This is a genomic window from Leclercia sp. S52 (genome assembly GCF_039727615.1).
Taxonomy (GTDB): Bacteria; Pseudomonadota; Gammaproteobacteria; order Enterobacterales; family Enterobacteriaceae; genus Enterobacter; species Enterobacter adecarboxylatus_B.
In genome coordinates, this window is sequence record NZ_CP152474.1 from 480334 (window position 1) to 495012 (window position 14679).

Annotated in this window: 14 protein-coding genes and 2 pseudogenes; 12 read left to right on the forward strand and 4 right to left on the reverse strand. The window is 59.2% G+C overall.

Annotated elements, in window-relative coordinates; all coding sequences use genetic code 11:
• Positions 1–52: 52 nt before the first annotated feature.
• Entirely contained in the window at positions 53–211 is a 159-nt protein-coding gene (locus tag AAHB66_RS02240) for a Hok/Gef family protein (protein WP_347115067.1), read from the reverse strand.
• A gap of 417 nt (positions 212–628) precedes the next feature.
• Here AAHB66_RS02240 and AAHB66_RS02245 point away from each other — a divergent pair, with 417 nt between their 5' ends.
• The 12 genes and pseudogenes from AAHB66_RS02245 (at position 629) to AAHB66_RS02300 (ending at position 9898) form a co-directional block, all read left to right on the forward strand.
• Entirely contained in the window at positions 629–967 is a 339-nt protein-coding gene (locus AAHB66_RS02245) for a glycine dehydrogenase (RefSeq protein WP_106994092.1), read from the forward strand.
• 10 nt (positions 968–977) lie between these two features.
• Positions 978–1340 carry an SFCGS family glycine-rich protein gene (locus AAHB66_RS02250; RefSeq protein ID WP_002437459.1) on the forward strand — a complete coding sequence of 121 codons (363 nt, stop codon included), beginning with the start codon at positions 978–980 and terminating at the stop codon, positions 1338–1340.
• A 2-nt stretch (positions 1341–1342) separates the two neighbouring features.
• Positions 1343–1642 carry a DUF4312 family protein gene (locus tag AAHB66_RS02255; protein ID WP_006810338.1) on the forward strand — a complete coding sequence of 100 codons (300 nt, stop codon included), beginning with the start codon at positions 1343–1345 and terminating at the stop codon, positions 1640–1642.
• A 23-nt stretch (positions 1643–1665) separates the two neighbouring features.
• Positions 1666–2442 (forward strand): DUF4311 domain-containing protein, encoded by a 777-nt coding sequence (locus AAHB66_RS02260; protein ID WP_337016683.1) that lies wholly within the window; start codon positions 1666–1668, stop codon positions 2440–2442.
• Between the two features lie 13 nt (positions 2443–2455).
• Positions 2456–3097 carry a DUF4310 family protein gene (locus AAHB66_RS02265; RefSeq protein WP_142488005.1) on the forward strand — a complete coding sequence of 214 codons (642 nt, stop codon included), beginning with the start codon at positions 2456–2458 and terminating at the stop codon, positions 3095–3097.
• Positions 3098–3139: 42 nt separating this feature from the next.
• Positions 3140–4274, forward strand: a pseudogene (locus tag AAHB66_RS02270) (amidohydrolase/deacetylase family metallohydrolase).
• Positions 4258–5376 carry a DgaE family pyridoxal phosphate-dependent ammonia lyase gene (locus AAHB66_RS02275; RefSeq protein WP_347115069.1) on the forward strand — a complete coding sequence of 373 codons (1119 nt, stop codon included), beginning with the start codon at positions 4258–4260 and terminating at the stop codon, positions 5374–5376. Before AAHB66_RS02270 ends, AAHB66_RS02275 begins: the two are co-directional and overlap by 17 nt.
• Entirely contained in the window at positions 5373–6113 is a 741-nt protein-coding gene (locus AAHB66_RS02280; RefSeq protein WP_347115070.1) for a KDGP aldolase family protein, read from the forward strand. The genes AAHB66_RS02275 and AAHB66_RS02280 overlap by 4 nt, the downstream gene beginning before the upstream one ends.
• 124 nt (positions 6114–6237) lie before the next feature.
• Positions 6238–7374 (forward strand): lactonase family protein, encoded by a 1137-nt coding sequence (locus AAHB66_RS02285; RefSeq protein WP_347115071.1) that lies wholly within the window; start codon positions 6238–6240, stop codon positions 7372–7374.
• A 19-nt stretch (positions 7375–7393) separates the two neighbouring features.
• Positions 7394–9304 carry a PRD domain-containing protein gene (locus tag AAHB66_RS02290; protein WP_347115072.1) on the forward strand — a complete coding sequence of 637 codons (1911 nt, stop codon included), beginning with the start codon at positions 7394–7396 and terminating at the stop codon, positions 9302–9304.
• A gap of 77 nt (positions 9305–9381) precedes the next feature.
• On the forward strand, positions 9382–9624 hold the full coding sequence (locus AAHB66_RS02295; protein WP_333854807.1) for a type II toxin-antitoxin system RelB/DinJ family antitoxin: 243 nt from the start codon (positions 9382–9384) through the stop codon (positions 9622–9624).
• Positions 9614–9898: a type II toxin-antitoxin system RelE/ParE family toxin gene (locus AAHB66_RS02300; RefSeq protein ID WP_347115073.1), complete on the forward strand. Its 285-nt coding sequence runs from the start codon at positions 9614–9616 to the stop codon at positions 9896–9898. Before AAHB66_RS02295 ends, AAHB66_RS02300 begins: the two co-directional genes overlap by 11 nt.
• Positions 9899–9901: 3 nt before the next feature.
• On the opposite strand, the gene nrdG is transcribed toward AAHB66_RS02300, so the two are convergent.
• The 3 genes and pseudogenes from nrdG to treC form a co-directional block, all read right to left on the reverse strand.
• On the reverse strand, positions 9902–10366 hold the full coding sequence (nrdG, locus tag AAHB66_RS02305; RefSeq protein WP_347115074.1) for an anaerobic ribonucleoside-triphosphate reductase-activating protein: 465 nt from the start codon (positions 10364–10366) through the stop codon (positions 9902–9904).
• 143 nt (positions 10367–10509) lie between these two features.
• The gene (nrdD, locus tag AAHB66_RS02310; RefSeq protein WP_347115075.1) at positions 10510–12648 is read right to left on the reverse strand and encodes an anaerobic ribonucleoside-triphosphate reductase; all 2139 of its coding nucleotides are present in this window, start codon (positions 12646–12648) and stop codon (positions 10510–10512) included.
• 370 nt (positions 12649–13018) lie between these two features.
• A pseudogene (gene treC / locus AAHB66_RS02315) lies at positions 13019–14675 on the reverse strand (alpha,alpha-phosphotrehalase).
• Between the last annotated feature and the right edge of the window lie 4 nt (positions 14676–14679).

Consider the following 14679-nt stretch of genomic DNA (forward strand, 5'->3'; position numbering starts at 1 on the left):
CTTGATACACTTATGAAATGCAGGGGGATTGCGCTCCCCCCGCATATTAGCTCTACTCCTTGCCAGAGCTGCAGTCCAGTCGGGCAGTCACTTCCAGTGAACCGTTGCGAAAGCTAATCTCGCAAAGGGTTCGCCGGGTTATCAGCTTGAGCAGGATTGCTGTTACTGCGGCAATCGTTGCCACTCTGATAATAAGTTTCGTGCTTTTCATGGATGCCTCCTTGCTTTTAAAGCAGGCGAGGTAGCGAACTCCACGGTGTGACGTGTCGTTTCGAGCCCCCGCCCTGATTTTTAGTCAGGCGGGGCTTTCCACTTCCCGTCCCATGCATGAGACGGTCAGTCTCAAGCACCCACGGCCACTCTACCCAATCCGCATAAGAAAACCTTATCCAGCTCACATTTCTACGTGTCTGCTCGTAAACTTTTTCACTTCCACAACGCCGTTTTACCCGCGCGAGAGCGTGATATTCATCACGTAAAACCAGCGGAATATCATCATTCAGGTCAATTATGTGGCACAGATCACTGGTGCCGCTCTCCTTTCCACTTCGAAGTGGAAAACAACTCGCTACAAACCCGTAACCTCCGGCGTTAGTTTTATCCCAGAGCCAATAACGGGGTAAGACGAGTGATTAACGGAACGGTAATAAACGACACTGGAGACCAGGCGGCGCAAACTGAACAGCTGGCCGACACCATGCTCAAGCAGACGTTCACGCTGCTTAGTCATCACCACATTATCCCCAATGCCGTTCAGGAGCAGATGCTGACCTCCCACGTTCGCGCCATGGCGCACCGGTCGGTGACCGGCGAGCCGCTGCCGGAGGTCGAGGCTGACCTGTTCGACGAAATTTCACCTGAATCAATGCGGCTTGCCCGCGAAGTCGTGGCGCAGTTTGGCAACCTTCCTGATGAAGAAGCCTGGCTGCTCTCCGTTCACTTTGAAGTCGCAAAAGACAACCTTTAAGGAGCACATCATGGAACAAATTACAGTCGTTATCGGCGATCGCCTGGGTAAAGGTCAGAAGGTTGCAGCAGGCGTTGAAAAGGCGGGCGGTCGCGCAGTGGTTGTGCCAGGCGTGGCGGCAGACATGAAGCTGGGTGACGTGATGAAGGCGGAAAACGCCACCTTCGGCATCTCCTTCTGCGGCAGCGGCGGCGCGGGTGCCATCACCGCCCAGACCAAATATGGCTACAAAGCGAAGTACGGCATGCGTTCCGTGGAAGAGGGCGTCACCGCCATCAACGAAGGCTGCAACGTGCTCGGCTTTGGCTTTATGGATAAAGAAGAGCTGGGCGAGCGTCTGGTACAGGCGTGGCAGAAGAAGCACGGCGCATAAGCATGAAAGAACAGTTCACCACCACGGTGAGAGTGAAAGGCAAGGGTGACGCCAAAGCGCGCGCCTTTGCCGACGCGCTGAACCACGTTCAGGCCGCGGTGATGAAAGCATCACCGCATATCTTACTGCGTATTGAGCCACAGGATGTGCAGGTTGTTCAGGCGCAAGAAGCGGTGCGTAAAGAGGCGTTTCTGTTCTTCTTTTTGCGCCGGGAAAGACGCACCTACAGCGTGGAGCTGGACGTGACCGTCAACGTGACTGCCATCAATCTCGACCAGGTGGATTTTGTCACGCAACGCTGATTCTTACTAAATAGGGCAGACGAATGTTCCTGATAATTTTAATAAAATCGCTCATCATCGGCGGCCTGGTTGGCGTCGGCGTAGGCGCCGGGGCTGCACGCATGTTTCATGCGCCTACCACACAGGGTATGGGCGCGTTTCGTACGTTGGGGGAGCTGAACTCCTGTGAGGGAGATCCGGCGTCTCACTTCTCCTTTGGGTTAGGCTTCTTCTTCAACGCCTGGGCCTCGTCGGTTGCGGCGGGTTCCTTCACGCAGGACGTTGACCATCGCATCATCCCAAACTGGGGTGCCGCGGCGCTGATGATCAAAAACCGCAACGTCGGCGAGACGCTGCACGATCCCCGCAAAATGGCAATTGCCTGCGGCGTGATCGGCATGATTGTCGTCACCTTCCTCAACCTCACCGCCTCGTCCGTTCCTGCTGCGCTCCAGGTCACCGCCGTGAAGGTGCTGGTGCCTGCTGCCAACCTGCTGGTGAACACCGTGATGCCGGTGATCTTCTGGCTGGCGGCCATCGACGCGGGTAAAAAATCGGGCTTCTGGGCCACCGTCTTTGGCGGCGCGGCGCAGCTGATCATGGGTAACGCCGTACCGGGTCTGGTGCTGGGTATTCTGATCGGTAAGGGCGTGGAAGAGAGCGGCTGGAACCACGTCACCAAAGTGATGATGGTCGCCATCGTATTGCTGTTCGTGCTGAGCGGCTTCTTCCGCGGCTTCGACATGAAGATGATTGAATCCTTCCATCTGACCGTGCCGAACTGGCTCGACATGATCCACAACTCGCTCAGCGGCAAGTAACAGGAGCCTCTAAATGGAACAGAATAAAGGTTTTTGGTATGCCGACTGGTCGTTCCCGATCTTCGTTGGCCTGCTCTCCTCCGGCGTGTTCGCCGGGACGCACATGTACTACCTCTACGGCATCGGCGCTTTTAACGAAGTGGCCTTCGTGGCGATGCTGAAAGCGGGCATCGATACCGGTGCCTACGGCGCGGTGGCGGCGTTCGGCGCCAGCTTCCTGTTCGCCCGTATTATCGAAGGCTCCCTGGTGGGGATCCTCGATATCGGCGGGGCGATCCAGACCGGCGTGGGCCTCGGCGTTCCGGCGCTGCTGCTGGGGGCGGGCATCATGTTCCCGGTGACCAACTTTATCGCCTCGCTGGCGACCGGCCTGATTATTGGCCTGGCGATTGGCTACATCATCATCCTGGCGCGTAAGTTCACCATCAACCAGAGCAACTCCACCTACGGGGCTGACGTGATGATGGGGGCCGGTAACGCCTCCGGTCGCTTCCTCGGGCCGTTGATTATCCTCAGCGCCATGACCGCGTCGATTCCTATCGGCATCGGTTCCCTGTTGGGCGCACTGCTGTTCTACATCTGGCAGAAGCCGATTACCGGTGGCGCCATCCTCGGCGCGATGCTGTTGGGCTGGCTGTTCCCGGTCGCCCTTTAATACCCGCGGGCGCTCAGGCGCCCGCCTTATCAGGAGAACCCCATGTTTGATTTACTCCTGCGCCGTGCGCGCCTCACCGACGATACCCTGACCGATATCGCCATTCAGGACGGGAAGATCGCAGCGGTGGGCGACATCGCCGCGCCTGCCCAAAAAACGGTGGAGCTGAACGGCGAAGTGTTTGTTAGCGCAGGCTGGATTGACTCCCACGTCCACTGCTACCCGAACTCCCCGATTTACCATGACGAGCCGGACAGCGTGGGCATTGCCACCGGTGTCACCTCGGTAGTGGATGCCGGCAGCACCGGGGCGGATGACGTGGACGACTTCTACAACATCACCCGCAAGGCCTCCACCGAGGTCTTTGCCCTGCTGAACATCTCCCGCGTCGGGCTGATTGCCCAGAACGAGCTGGCCAATATGGCCAACATCGACGCCGGGGCGGTGAAGCAGGCGGTACAACGCCACCCGAATTTTATCGTCGGCCTGAAAGCGCGCATGAGCAGCAGCGTGGTCGGTGAGAACGGCATTACGCCGCTGGAACGCGCCAAAGCCATCCAGAAAGAGAATGGCGATCTGCCTCTGATGGTGCATATCGGCAACAATCCGCCAAATCTCGACGAAATCGCCGACCTGCTGAGTTCCGGCGACATCATTACCCACTGCTACAACGGCAAGCCGAACCGCATTCTGACCCCCCTCCGGCGAACTGCGTGCCTCTGTCACCAGCGCCCTGAAACGCGGCGTGCGTCTGGACGTCGGCCACGGTACGGCGAGCTTCAGCTTTGAGGTGGCGAAACGCGCCATTGCGATGGGCATTCTGCCGCACACCATCAGCTCGGATATCTACTGCCGCAACCGCATTAACGGCCCGGTGGGCTCGCTGGCCAGCGTGATGTCGAAATTCCTCGCCATCGGCATGTCGCTGCCGCAGGTGATTGAGTGCGTGACCGCCAACGCCGCCGACGGCCTGCGCCTGGCCCATAAAGGCCGCATTCAGCCTGGCCTCGACGCCGACCTGACGCTGTTCACGATTAAACGCCAGCCAACCGTACTGACGGATGCCGAAAACGACAGCCTGCAGGCTGAACACATTCTGGTGCCGCTTGCCGCGATCCGCGCGGGCAAGGGCTACATGACCGAACAAGGGAGCACGGAACATGCCTTCAATTTTTGAGAAATACAATTTAAAACAGGTGATTAATACCTCCGGACGCATGACCGCGCTCGGCGTCTCCACCCCGCGCCCGGAAGTGGTGCAGGCGGCCATGGACGGTATGAACCAGTACTTCGAGATGAAGGATCTGGTCAACAAAACCGGCGAGTACATCGCGAAGCTGTTGGATGTGGAAGGGGCGACCGTGGTCTCCTGCGCCTCGGCGGGCATCGCCCAGTCGGTGGCGGCGGTACTGGTGAAAGACAGTGACTGGCTGCTGGAGAACCTGCACGTCACCCCGATTGAGAACAACGAGATCGTCCTGCCGAAAGGCCACAACGTGAACTTCGGCGCGCCGGTGGGCACCATGGTAGCACTGGGCGGCGGCAGGCTGGTGGAAGCGGGCTACGCCAACGAATGCTCCGCCGATCAGCTGGCGGCGGCGATCACCCCGCGCACCGCGGCGATCCTCTACATCAAATCCCACCACTGCGTGCAGAAGAGCATGCTCAGCGTGGAGCAGGCCGCGGTGGTGGCGCGTAAGCACGATCTGCCGCTGATCGTCGATGCGGCGGCGGAAGAAGATCTGCACGCTTACTACCGTTCCGGTGCGGACCTGGTGATCTACAGCGGCGCGAAGGCCATCGAAGGGCCGACCAGCGGCCTGGTGATCGGCAGAACCCGGTACGTTGAGTGGGTGAAGCGCCAGACGGCGGGCATTGGCCGCGCCATGAAGGTGGGTAAAGAGGGCATTCTGGGCCTGACCTGCGCCATCGAACACTACCTGACGGCGACCAAAGAGAGCGGCGATGAGATGGTGGCGAAGATGACTCCGTTTATTGATGCGCTCAACACCCTCAACGGCGTGACCGCACGCGTGGTCTGGGACAGCGCCGGGCGCGACATCGCCCGCACCGAAATCAAGTTCGACGAAGCCACTACCGGCGTCGGCACCGGCGACCTGGTGCATGCGCTGAAGCAGGGCGAATACGCCATCTACTTCCGCGGCTACAAGGCCAACGAAGGGATCATCGAAGCCGACGTGCGCAGCGTCAGCGCTGAGCAACTGAATATCGTCTATCGCCGCATCAGCGAAGTATTAGGCCAGGAGAAAAAAGCATGAAACTGACCCCCAATTTTTACCGTGACCGCGTCTGCCTGAACGTGCTGGCCGGCTCCAAAGCCAACGCCAGCGCCATCTATGAAGCGGCAGAGGGCCATGTGCTGGTGGGCGTGCTCTCCAAAAACTACCCGGACGTGGCAAGCGCCGTGGCCGACATGCGCGAGTATGCTCAGCTTATCGACAACGCGCTCTCCGTAGGCCTCGGCGCGGGCGATCCGAACCAGTCGGCGATGGTGAGCGAAATCTCCCGCCAGGTGCAGCCGCAGCACGTCAACCAGGTCTTCACCGGCGTGGCCACCAGCCGCGCGCTGCTGGGGCAGAGTGAATCCGTGGTCAACGGTCTGGTCTCGCCGACCGGCACCGTCGGGATGGTCAAGATCTCTACCGGTCCGCTGAGCAGCGCGGCACCGGACGGTATCGTCCCGGTGGAAACCGCCATTGCCCTGCTGAAAGATTTCGGTGGCAGCTCGATCAAATACTTCCCGATGGGCGGCCTGAAGTGTCGTGACGAGTACAAAGCGGTGGCGGAAGCCTGCGCCCGTCACGACTTCTGGCTGGAGCCGACCGGCGGTATCGATCTGGAAAACTATGAAGAGATCCTGCAGATCGCCCTGGATGCCGGCGTGAGCAGGATCATCCCGCACATCTACAGCTCGATCATCGACAAAGCCAGCGGCGATACGCGTCCGGAAGATGTGCGTACGCTGCTGGAAATGACGAAGAAACTGGTGAAGTAATAAAAACAACACCCCCTCACCCCAGCCCTCTCCCCAAAGGGGAGAGGGTGTAATCGTCCCCTCTCCCCTTTGGGGAGAGGGTTAGGGTGAGGGGGAAACTCCGCACAAACCTGAAGGAGCCACCATGCATACCCGTAACCTGCTTGTCGCTTCACTCTCTTTACTTGCTACCGCCGCTGTCGCCCAGACGCAATATGCCTGGGTGGGTACTTACAACCCGAACGGTGAGGGGCTGTATCGCTTTAGCGTTGACCCGCAGTCCGGTGCGCTCAGCAATAAAACGCTGGTGAGCAAACTGCCGAACGCCGCGCAGTTAACCGCCTCAAACGATGGCAAAACGCTCTATCTGGCCAGCGAAGTGGAGCAGGGCGTGGTGCAGGCGCTGCGGGTGGGCGATAACGGCGAGCTGACCGAGCTCAATCAGGTGGCGTCCGGCGGGGCGGGGCCGGTGTACCTCTCCCTGACGCCGAACGGCCGGCACCTGCTGGTGGCGAACTACGTCAGCGGATCGATCGCCGTTCTGCCGATCAATGCCGACGGCAGTCTGGGCGAGGCAACAGATAAACAGCAGGATCGGGGTGAACCTGGCGCGGCGAAACCCGAAGCGGCGGCAGAAGGCAGTTTCGCCATCAGCGATCACAACGGCCCGCATGCGCACATGATCGCCGCCGATCCGAGCGGGAAATATGTTTTTTCTACCGATCTTGGGCTGGATCGCATCTATCAGTACCGTTTTGACGATCGAAGCGGAAAGCTGACCCCGAACGACCCGCCGTTTATCAGCGCCTCCTCGAAAGGGGCCGGGCCGCGCCACTTCGTCTTTACGCCAAAAGGCGATGCCCTGTGGCTGATTAACGAAGAGGCGTCTACGCTGACCCATTATGCCGTGGAGGCCAACGGCACCCTGAAAGAGGGCAGGACGGTTTCTGCCCTGCCGGAAGGTTACAAAGGCACCAGTTTTGCTGCCGGGCTGGCGTTAAGTGCCGATGGAAAGCAGCTGTATATCGCTAACCGTTTGCATAACAGCATCGGGCACTTTACCGTAACGGCGGATGGCACGCTGACGCATCAGGACGATGTCTGGACGCGGGGCGATTACCCGCGCACCCTGACGCTGGATAAACAGGGGCGCTGGCTGTACGTCATGAACCAGCGCAGCGACAACATCACCCGTTTCCGTGTGGCGCAGGACGGTAAGCTGAGCTTCGAGCCTGACTACACCCCGCTCGGCAGCCCATCCCAGATGGTCATTTCACCCTAAGCAGTAAGAGGACAACCCCGTGCGATTTCCCAACCAACGTTTAGCGCAACTGTTTGAGATGTTGCAAAACGAAACGCTGCCTCAGGACGAACTGGCGCAACGGTTGTCGGTATCCACGCGTACCGTCCGGGCGGACATTACCGCGCTGAATGCGCTGCTGGCGGGGAACGGGGCGCAGTTTATCCTCAGCCGCGGGAACGGCTATCAGCTGAAGATCGACGATCAGGCCCGCTATCAGCAGCTGCAGAATTCCCACCCGCGGATGCTGCGGATCCCGCGCACCGGCCCGGAGCGGGTGCACTACCTGGTGGTGCGCTTTCTCACCTCGGCGTTCTCCCTCAAGCTGGAAGATCTGGCCGACGAGTGGTTTGTCAGCCGGGCCACGCTGCAAAGCGATATGGCGGAGGTGCGCGAGTGGTTTCACCGCTATCGCCTGACCCTGGAGACCCGCCCGCGCCACGGCATGAAGCTCTTTGGCAGCGAGATGGCCATCCGCGCCTGCCTGACCGATCTGCTGTGGCAGCTGGCGCAGCAGGACAACCTCAATCCGCTGGTCACGGAAGTGGCGCTCAACGCTGGCGTGCCGGAACAGCTCGCCGCCGTGCTGCATGAGACTTTCACCCGTCACCACATTCGCCTGACCGACGAAGGCGAGCTGTTTTTACGCCTCTACGGCGCGGTAACGGTACGGCGCATCAGCGAAGGCTATCCGCTGCCGGAATTTAACGCCGAAGAGGTGGCTGAGAACGTGCGCGATGCGGCGCGGGATATCGCCAGCGCCATCGCCCGGCTGGCGGATAAGACGCTTTCACCTGCGGAAGAGACCTGGCTGGGGGTGCATATCGCCGCGCGCCAGGTGCAGGAGATCTCCCCCAGCGCCATCAACGCCGACGATGAAGAGGCGCTGGTAAACTACATCCTGCGCTACATCAACACCCACTTTAACTACAACCTGCTCGACGACACCCAGCTGCACGCGGATCTGCTGACCCATATAAAAACCATGATCACCCGCGTGCGCTACCAGATCATGATCCCCAATCCGCTGCTGGATAACATCAAGCAGCACTACCCGATGGCGTGGGACATGACCCTCGCGGCGGTCTCCAGCTGGGGGAAATACACCCCGTACGTGATCAGCGAAAACGAGATCGGTTTCCTGGTGCTGCACATCGGCGTCGGGCTGGAGCGCCACTACAATATCGGCTATCAGCGCCAGCCGCGGGTGCTGCTGGTCTGCGACGCGGGCAACGCGATGGTGCGGATGATCGAGGCGGTATTGCAACGTAAGTATCCGCAAATCGAGGTGACCCGCACCCTGACGCTGCGGGAGTACGAACAGTGCGAAAGCATCAGTGAGGATTTTGTCATCTCCACCGCGCGGATCGCGGAAAAAGCCAAGCCGGTGGTACTGATCGCCCCGTTCCCGACCGACTACCAGTTAGAGCAGATCGGCAAGCTGGTGCTGGTGGACAGAACCCGCCCGTGGATGCTGGAGAAGTTCTTCGACGCCAGCCATTTCCGGGTTATCGATCGCCCCATCGACCAGCAGACGCTGTTCCGCGAGCTGTGCGGCCAGCTGCAGGAGGAGGGGTTTGTTGACGCGGAGTTTCTCGACTCGGTGGTGGAGCGTGAAGCCATCGTCAGCACCCTGCTCGGCGACGGTATTGCCCTGCCGCACTCCCTCGGTTTGCTGGCGCAAAAAACCGTGGTCTACACCGTGCTGGCCCCGCAGGGCATCCAGTGGGGCGACGACACCGCGCACGTGATCTTCCTGCTGGCGATCAGTAAAAGCGAGTATGAGGAGGCGATGGCGATCTACGATATCTTCGTCACTTTCCTGCGCGAACGGGCGATGTCCCGGCTGTGCGGCTGCCACGACTTTGAAGAGTTTAAAACCGTGGCGATGGAGTGTTTGAGCCGGTTTTGAGAGGCGTTATCCAGAATTCGATGTAATGCGAATGTAATGCTAAACTGCATTACAAATTCGATCTTATCGGAGGCATAATGGCCACGCTGAATGTCCGTCTGGATGACAAACTCAAAAACGAGGCTTATGCCGTGCTGGAAAAACTGAATATTACCCCGACGGAAGCCGTCCGGCTTCTGTTCCAGTATGTCGCAGAAAATGGCCGCATGCCGGTCAAAACCGTGACGGTGAGCGACAGCGAAGATGAGCTGATCAGAACGGTCAGGGAACGGCTGGCGGATCCGCAAAAAGGGATCAAGGTTAGTCTGGATGACTTATGAGCTTGAATTCGATCCGCGTGCGCTAAAGGAGTGGCAGAAACTGGGTGAGACTGTTAAGTCTCAGTTTAAAAAGAGGCTGGCGGTCGTACTGTCCAACCCGCGGATAGAATCTGCCAGGCTCCATAACTTGCCGGACTGCTACAAAATCAAGCTAAAAGCGTCCGGTTATCGGCTGGTGTATCAGGTGAGGGATGAAGTCATCACGGTATTTGTGGTCGCAGTGGGAAAACGCGAAAAATCAGCCGTCTACCGTGACGCAAATCAGCGGCTGTAAAACTCAACGCAAATGATGCACCACCTGATTACTGCTGCCGCGCCAGATCAGCATCGGATCTTTCAGATCTTGCACAAACTTGCCGTCGATCAGCACGTTGATCAGGTCCACTACCTGCATCTGGGCATCGTTTAATTCCTCCAGCCTGTAGCCGGTCCATACCCAGATATCTTTGCCAGCGCACTCCGCGCGAATGCGCTGCACCAGCTTCAGAATATCCGGCACGTTCTGCGGGTGCAGGGGATCGCCGCCGGAGAGGGAGATCCCCTGGCGTTTGATGCGCGTGTCGTTGAGATCGTCGATGATCCGCTGTTCCATCTCGCTGGTAAACGGCATGCCGGAATTGAGCCGCCAGGTGCTTTTGTTGTAGCAGCCGGGGCATTCATGAATGCAGCCGGAGACAAACAGGGTGCAGCGGGTGCCGGGGCCGTTGACGATGTCGACGGGGTAGTATTGGTGGAAGTTCATAGCGTTAACCTGATGCCCTCACCCCGGCCCTCTCCCACAGGGAGAGGGAGAAAACCGGTGTCGGGCTTAACAATCTGCTCGATCGGTTCCCTCTCCCTTGAGGGAGAGGGTTAGGGTGAGGGGGGGAAAATCGATCTACGGAATTAACCGATTTGCCCATTCCCCAGATGCTTAACCCGGCGCTTCACTTCTTCCTGCTTCCCGGCATTAAACGGACGCGCGTCCGGACTGCCGAGATAACCGCACACGCGGCGGGTCACGGAGACGCGGGCGGCGTCGTGGTTACCGCATTTCGGGCAGGTGAAGCCTTTGCTGGTGCATTCGAACTCGCCGGTAAAGCCGCACTCGTAGCACTCGTCGATGGGCGTGTTGGTGCCGTAATAGGGCACGTGCTGATAGCTGTAATCCCACACGTCTTCCAGCGCCTTGAGGTTGTGCTGTATGTTCGGGTACTCGCCGTAACAGATGAACCCGCCGCTCGCCACCGGAGGGTAGGCCGCTTCAAAGTCGATCTTGTCGTACGGGTTCACCTTCTTCTCCACGTCGAGGTGGAAGCTGTTGGTGTAGTAGCCTTTATCGGTCACGCCTTCCACCACGCCAAACTCGGCGGTGTCGAGGCGGCAGAAGCGGTCGCACAGGTTTTCGCTCGGGGTGCTGTAGAGGCTGAACCCGTAGCCGGTTTCCTCTTTCCACCGATCCACCGCGTCTCGCAGACGCTGGACGATAGCGATGCCTTTCGCCCGCAGGGCTTCGCTGTCGTAGACGTGCTGGTCGCCGAACAGGGCGTTAATGGTTTCGTGGATCCCGATATAGCCCAGCGAAATAGACGCGCGGCCGTTTTTGAAAATCTCAGACACGTCGTCGTCAGCCTTCAGGCGCACGCCGCAGGCCCCTTCCATATAGAGGATCGGCGCGACGCGCGCTTTGACCCCTTCCAGACGCGCGATACGGGTCATCAGCGCCTTACGCGCCAGCAGCAGGCGCTCGTCCAGCAGTTTCCAGAACGCGTCTTCATTGCCTTTGGCTTCCAGCGCGATGCGCGGCAGGTTCAGGCTGATCACGCCGAGGTTGTTGCGCCCGTCGTGGATCTGCTCGCCGTTTTCATCTTCGTACACGCCGAGGAAGCTGCGGCAGCCCATCGGAGTTTTGAACGAGCCGGTGACTTTCACCACCTGGTCATAGTTCAGAATGTCCGGATACATGCGCTTGCTCGCGCACTCCAGCGCCAGCTGTTTGATGTCGTAGTTCGGATCGCCGAACTTGTGGTTCAGGCCGTCGCGGATGGCGAACACCAGCTTCGGGAACACCGCGGTTTTGCGGTTTTTGCCGAGACCGGAAATACGGTTGCGCAGAATCGACTGCTGGATCAGACGTGATTCCCAGCTGGTGCCCAGACCAAAGCCAAAGGTGACAAACGGCGTCTGGCCGTTGGCGGTGTGCAGGGTATTCACCTCATACTCCAGCGACTGGAAGGCGTCGTAGCACTCTTTCTCGGTGCGGGAATGGGCGTAACCGTCGGCATCCGGGATCTGCCACTCTTCTGCCGTCTGACGGTGCTTGTTAAAGCTGGCGGTAACAAACGGGGCCAGCACTTCGTCGATCCGGTTGATGGTGGTGCCGCCGTAGATATGGCTGGCGACCTGGGCGATGATCTGCGCCGTCACCGCGGTGGCGGTGGAGATCGATTTTGGCGGCTCAATCTCGGCGTTGCCCATCTTGAAGCCGTGGGTCAGCATGCCCTTCAGGTCGATCAGCATGCAGTTGAACATCGGGAAGAACGGCGAATAGTCGAGATCGTGATAGTGAATATCCCCGCGCTCGTGCGCCTGCACCACGTCGCGCGGCAGCAGGTGCTGGCGGGCATAGTGCTTGGCGACGATACCGGCCAGCAGGTCGCGCTGGGTGGGGATCACTTTGCTGTCTTTATTGGCGTTTTCGTTGAGCAGCGCAGAGTTGGTCTGTTCCACCAGGCCACGGATCTCCTGATTCAGGCGGCCGCGTTTTTCACGCTCGATATCCCGGTCGTGACGGTACTCAATGTAGGCACGCGCCAGCTGCTTATAGGGGCCAGACATCAGCTGGTTTTCCACCGCGGTCTGGATCTCGTTGATATCCACCTTGCTGCGGTTTTGCATCTGATGACTGACAACTTCTGCGACGGTGGCGCAGTAATCTGCGTCATCGACTCCCGCTGCTTTAGCTGCACGCAGAATCGCTTCCTGAATGCGCTCTGATTTGAAAGGCACGTTACAGCCATCTCGTTTCATCACATGCGGTGTCATGATCACTCCATTTAAGAACAGGTTATCCACAGAGGCAGGGAAAGGGGTCAGGTCCGTAACTGCCGACTCGCCCGCGATTTCTCCTGATATCGACCCTTTTTATCCACAATTTTGTGCACTGTGGTTGGCATCGTCTTGTGGCAATAATAGACGACGAATACAACATATTGGGTCGGCGAGCATTCTAAGTTCTATATATAGTGATTTGCATCAAACAAGTTTGCGATTTATTTGATTCAGGACAAGGTAAAAAACGAAGTGTACAGATGACGGGCGATCCGGGCTTTGTAAATTCTTCAAGGGCTAATCTGGTTGATTTTCCATCAAAAAAGCGTGCGCCGGGCAACCGTGCGGTGCCCGACGAATATCATCAGGCCTGCAGCCACCATACCGCTTCAAACGGCCGCAGGGTCATGGTGCCCGGCTGCGGTGACACTTCGGCATAGTTACTCATCACCACCTGCCAGTCACCCTCAATCGCCTGCGGCTGCCACGGCTGGCACTCGCGGCTCAGGCTGGCAACCACCATCAGCGTCTGGCCCTGCCACTGGCGGCGATAGCACCACAGGGACGGGTGATCCGGGAGCAGATCCTGATAATCCCCCCCAGGTGAGCACCGGCAGGGTTTTACGCAGCCGGATCAGCTTCTGATAGGTGTAAAACACCGAGTCGGGATCGGCCAGCGCCGCCTCGACGTTGATCGCTTCCGCGTTATTGCCCGGGGCGATCCACGGCTCGCCGGTGGTGAACCCGCCATTCGGCGAGGCATCCCACTGCATCGGCGTGCGGCTGTTATCCCGGGATTTGCTCGCGAGGATTGCCAGCAGCTCGTCGGCATCCCGTCCCTGGGTGCGCAGCCCGCCGAACATGTTGTGGCTCTCCACGTCGCGGTAGTCGGTGATGCGGGTGAAGTGCGGGTTGGTCATGCCAATCTCTTCGCCCTGGTAGACGTAGGGCGTGCCCTGCATGCCGTGCAGTACCATCCCCAGCATCTTCGCCGCCGGGACGCGGTACTCGCCCTCATCGCCAAAGCGCGAGACGATGCGCGGCTGGTCGTGGTTACACCAGAACAGCGCGTTCCACGCCCGGTTGTGCATCCCCTGCTGCCAGTGGCTGAACAGGGCTTTCAGCGCCACGAAATCGGGTTTCGCCAGGGTCCACTTCTCGCCGTTGGGATAATCGACCTTCAGATGGTGGAAGTTGAAGGTCATCGACAGCTCACGCCCGTCGAGCGCCGCATACTGCTGACAGTGCTCCAGGCGGGTGGAGGACATCTCGCCCACCGTCATCAGGTTGCGGGGGATAAAGACGTCCCGGCTCATCTCCTGCAGATAGTCGTGAATGCGCGGCCCGTCGGTGTAGAAGCGGCGGCCATCGCCGATCTCATCCATCGGGAAGTCCTGGTCTTTCGACACCAGGTTAATCACGTCGAGACGCAGGCCGTCCACGCCGCGATCGGCCCAGAATTCGCACACTTTTTTCAGCTCGGCGCGCACCTCTGGGTTTTCCCAGTTGAGATCCGCCTGTTCCGGGGCAAACAGGTGCAGATAGTACTGCTCGCTTTCGGCATGCCAGCGCCAGGCGTTGCCGCCAAACTTGGATTGCCAGTTGTTGGGCAGCTGCTCCGGGGTGCCGTCGCGCCAGATATAGAACTCGCGGTACGGGCTCTCTTTATTGAGCGACTCGCGGAACCACGCGTGCTGGGTGGAGGTGTGGTTGAACACCATATCCAGCACGATGCGGATCCCGCGTTGATGGGCCTCGGCCACCAGCTCGTCGAAATCATCCAGCGTGCCGTAGGCCGGATCGATACTGACGTAGTTCGCCACGTCGTAGCCGTTATCCACCTGCGGGGAGATATAGAAGGGCGTCAGCCAGATGGCGTCGATGCCGAGGTTTTTGAGATAGTCGAGACGCTGTGTGACGCCGCGTAAATCCCCGGTGCCGCGCCCGGTGGTGTCCTGGAAACTCTTCGGGTAGATCTGATAGATGACGCCGTTTTGCCACCAGTGAGGAAGGGTATTCATGATG

Excerpts from the sequence above, each read along its gene's own strand:
- AAHB66_RS02300 (WP_347115073.1), top strand. The coding sequence starts at position 9,614 with ATGACTTATGAGCTTGAATTCGATCCGCGTGCGCTAAAGGAGTGGCAG.
- AAHB66_RS02275 (WP_347115069.1), top strand. The coding sequence starts at position 4,258 with ATGCCTTCAATTTTTGAGAAATACAATTTAAAACAGGTGATTAATACC.
- AAHB66_RS02295 (WP_333854807.1), top strand. The coding sequence starts at position 9,382 with ATGGCCACGCTGAATGTCCGTCTGGATGACAAACTCAAAAACGAGGCT.
- AAHB66_RS02250 (WP_002437459.1), top strand. The coding sequence starts at position 978 with ATGGAACAAATTACAGTCGTTATCGGCGATCGCCTGGGTAAAGGTCAG.
- AAHB66_RS02240 (WP_347115067.1), bottom strand. The coding sequence starts at position 211 with ATGAAAAGCACGAAACTTATTATCAGAGTGGCAACGATTGCCGCAGTA.
- nrdG (WP_347115074.1), bottom strand. The coding sequence starts at position 10,366 with ATGAACTTCCACCAATACTACCCCGTCGACATCGTCAACGGCCCCGGC.
- nrdD (WP_347115075.1), bottom strand. The coding sequence starts at position 12,648 with ATGACACCGCATGTGATGAAACGAGATGGCTGTAACGTGCCTTTCAAA.
- AAHB66_RS02285 (WP_347115071.1), top strand. The coding sequence starts at position 6,238 with ATGCATACCCGTAACCTGCTTGTCGCTTCACTCTCTTTACTTGCTACC.
- AAHB66_RS02265 (WP_142488005.1), top strand. The coding sequence starts at position 2,456 with ATGGAACAGAATAAAGGTTTTTGGTATGCCGACTGGTCGTTCCCGATC.
- AAHB66_RS02260 (WP_337016683.1), top strand. The coding sequence starts at position 1,666 with ATGTTCCTGATAATTTTAATAAAATCGCTCATCATCGGCGGCCTGGTT.
- AAHB66_RS02255 (WP_006810338.1), top strand. The coding sequence starts at position 1,343 with ATGAAAGAACAGTTCACCACCACGGTGAGAGTGAAAGGCAAGGGTGAC.
- AAHB66_RS02280 (WP_347115070.1), top strand. The coding sequence starts at position 5,373 with ATGAAACTGACCCCCAATTTTTACCGTGACCGCGTCTGCCTGAACGTG.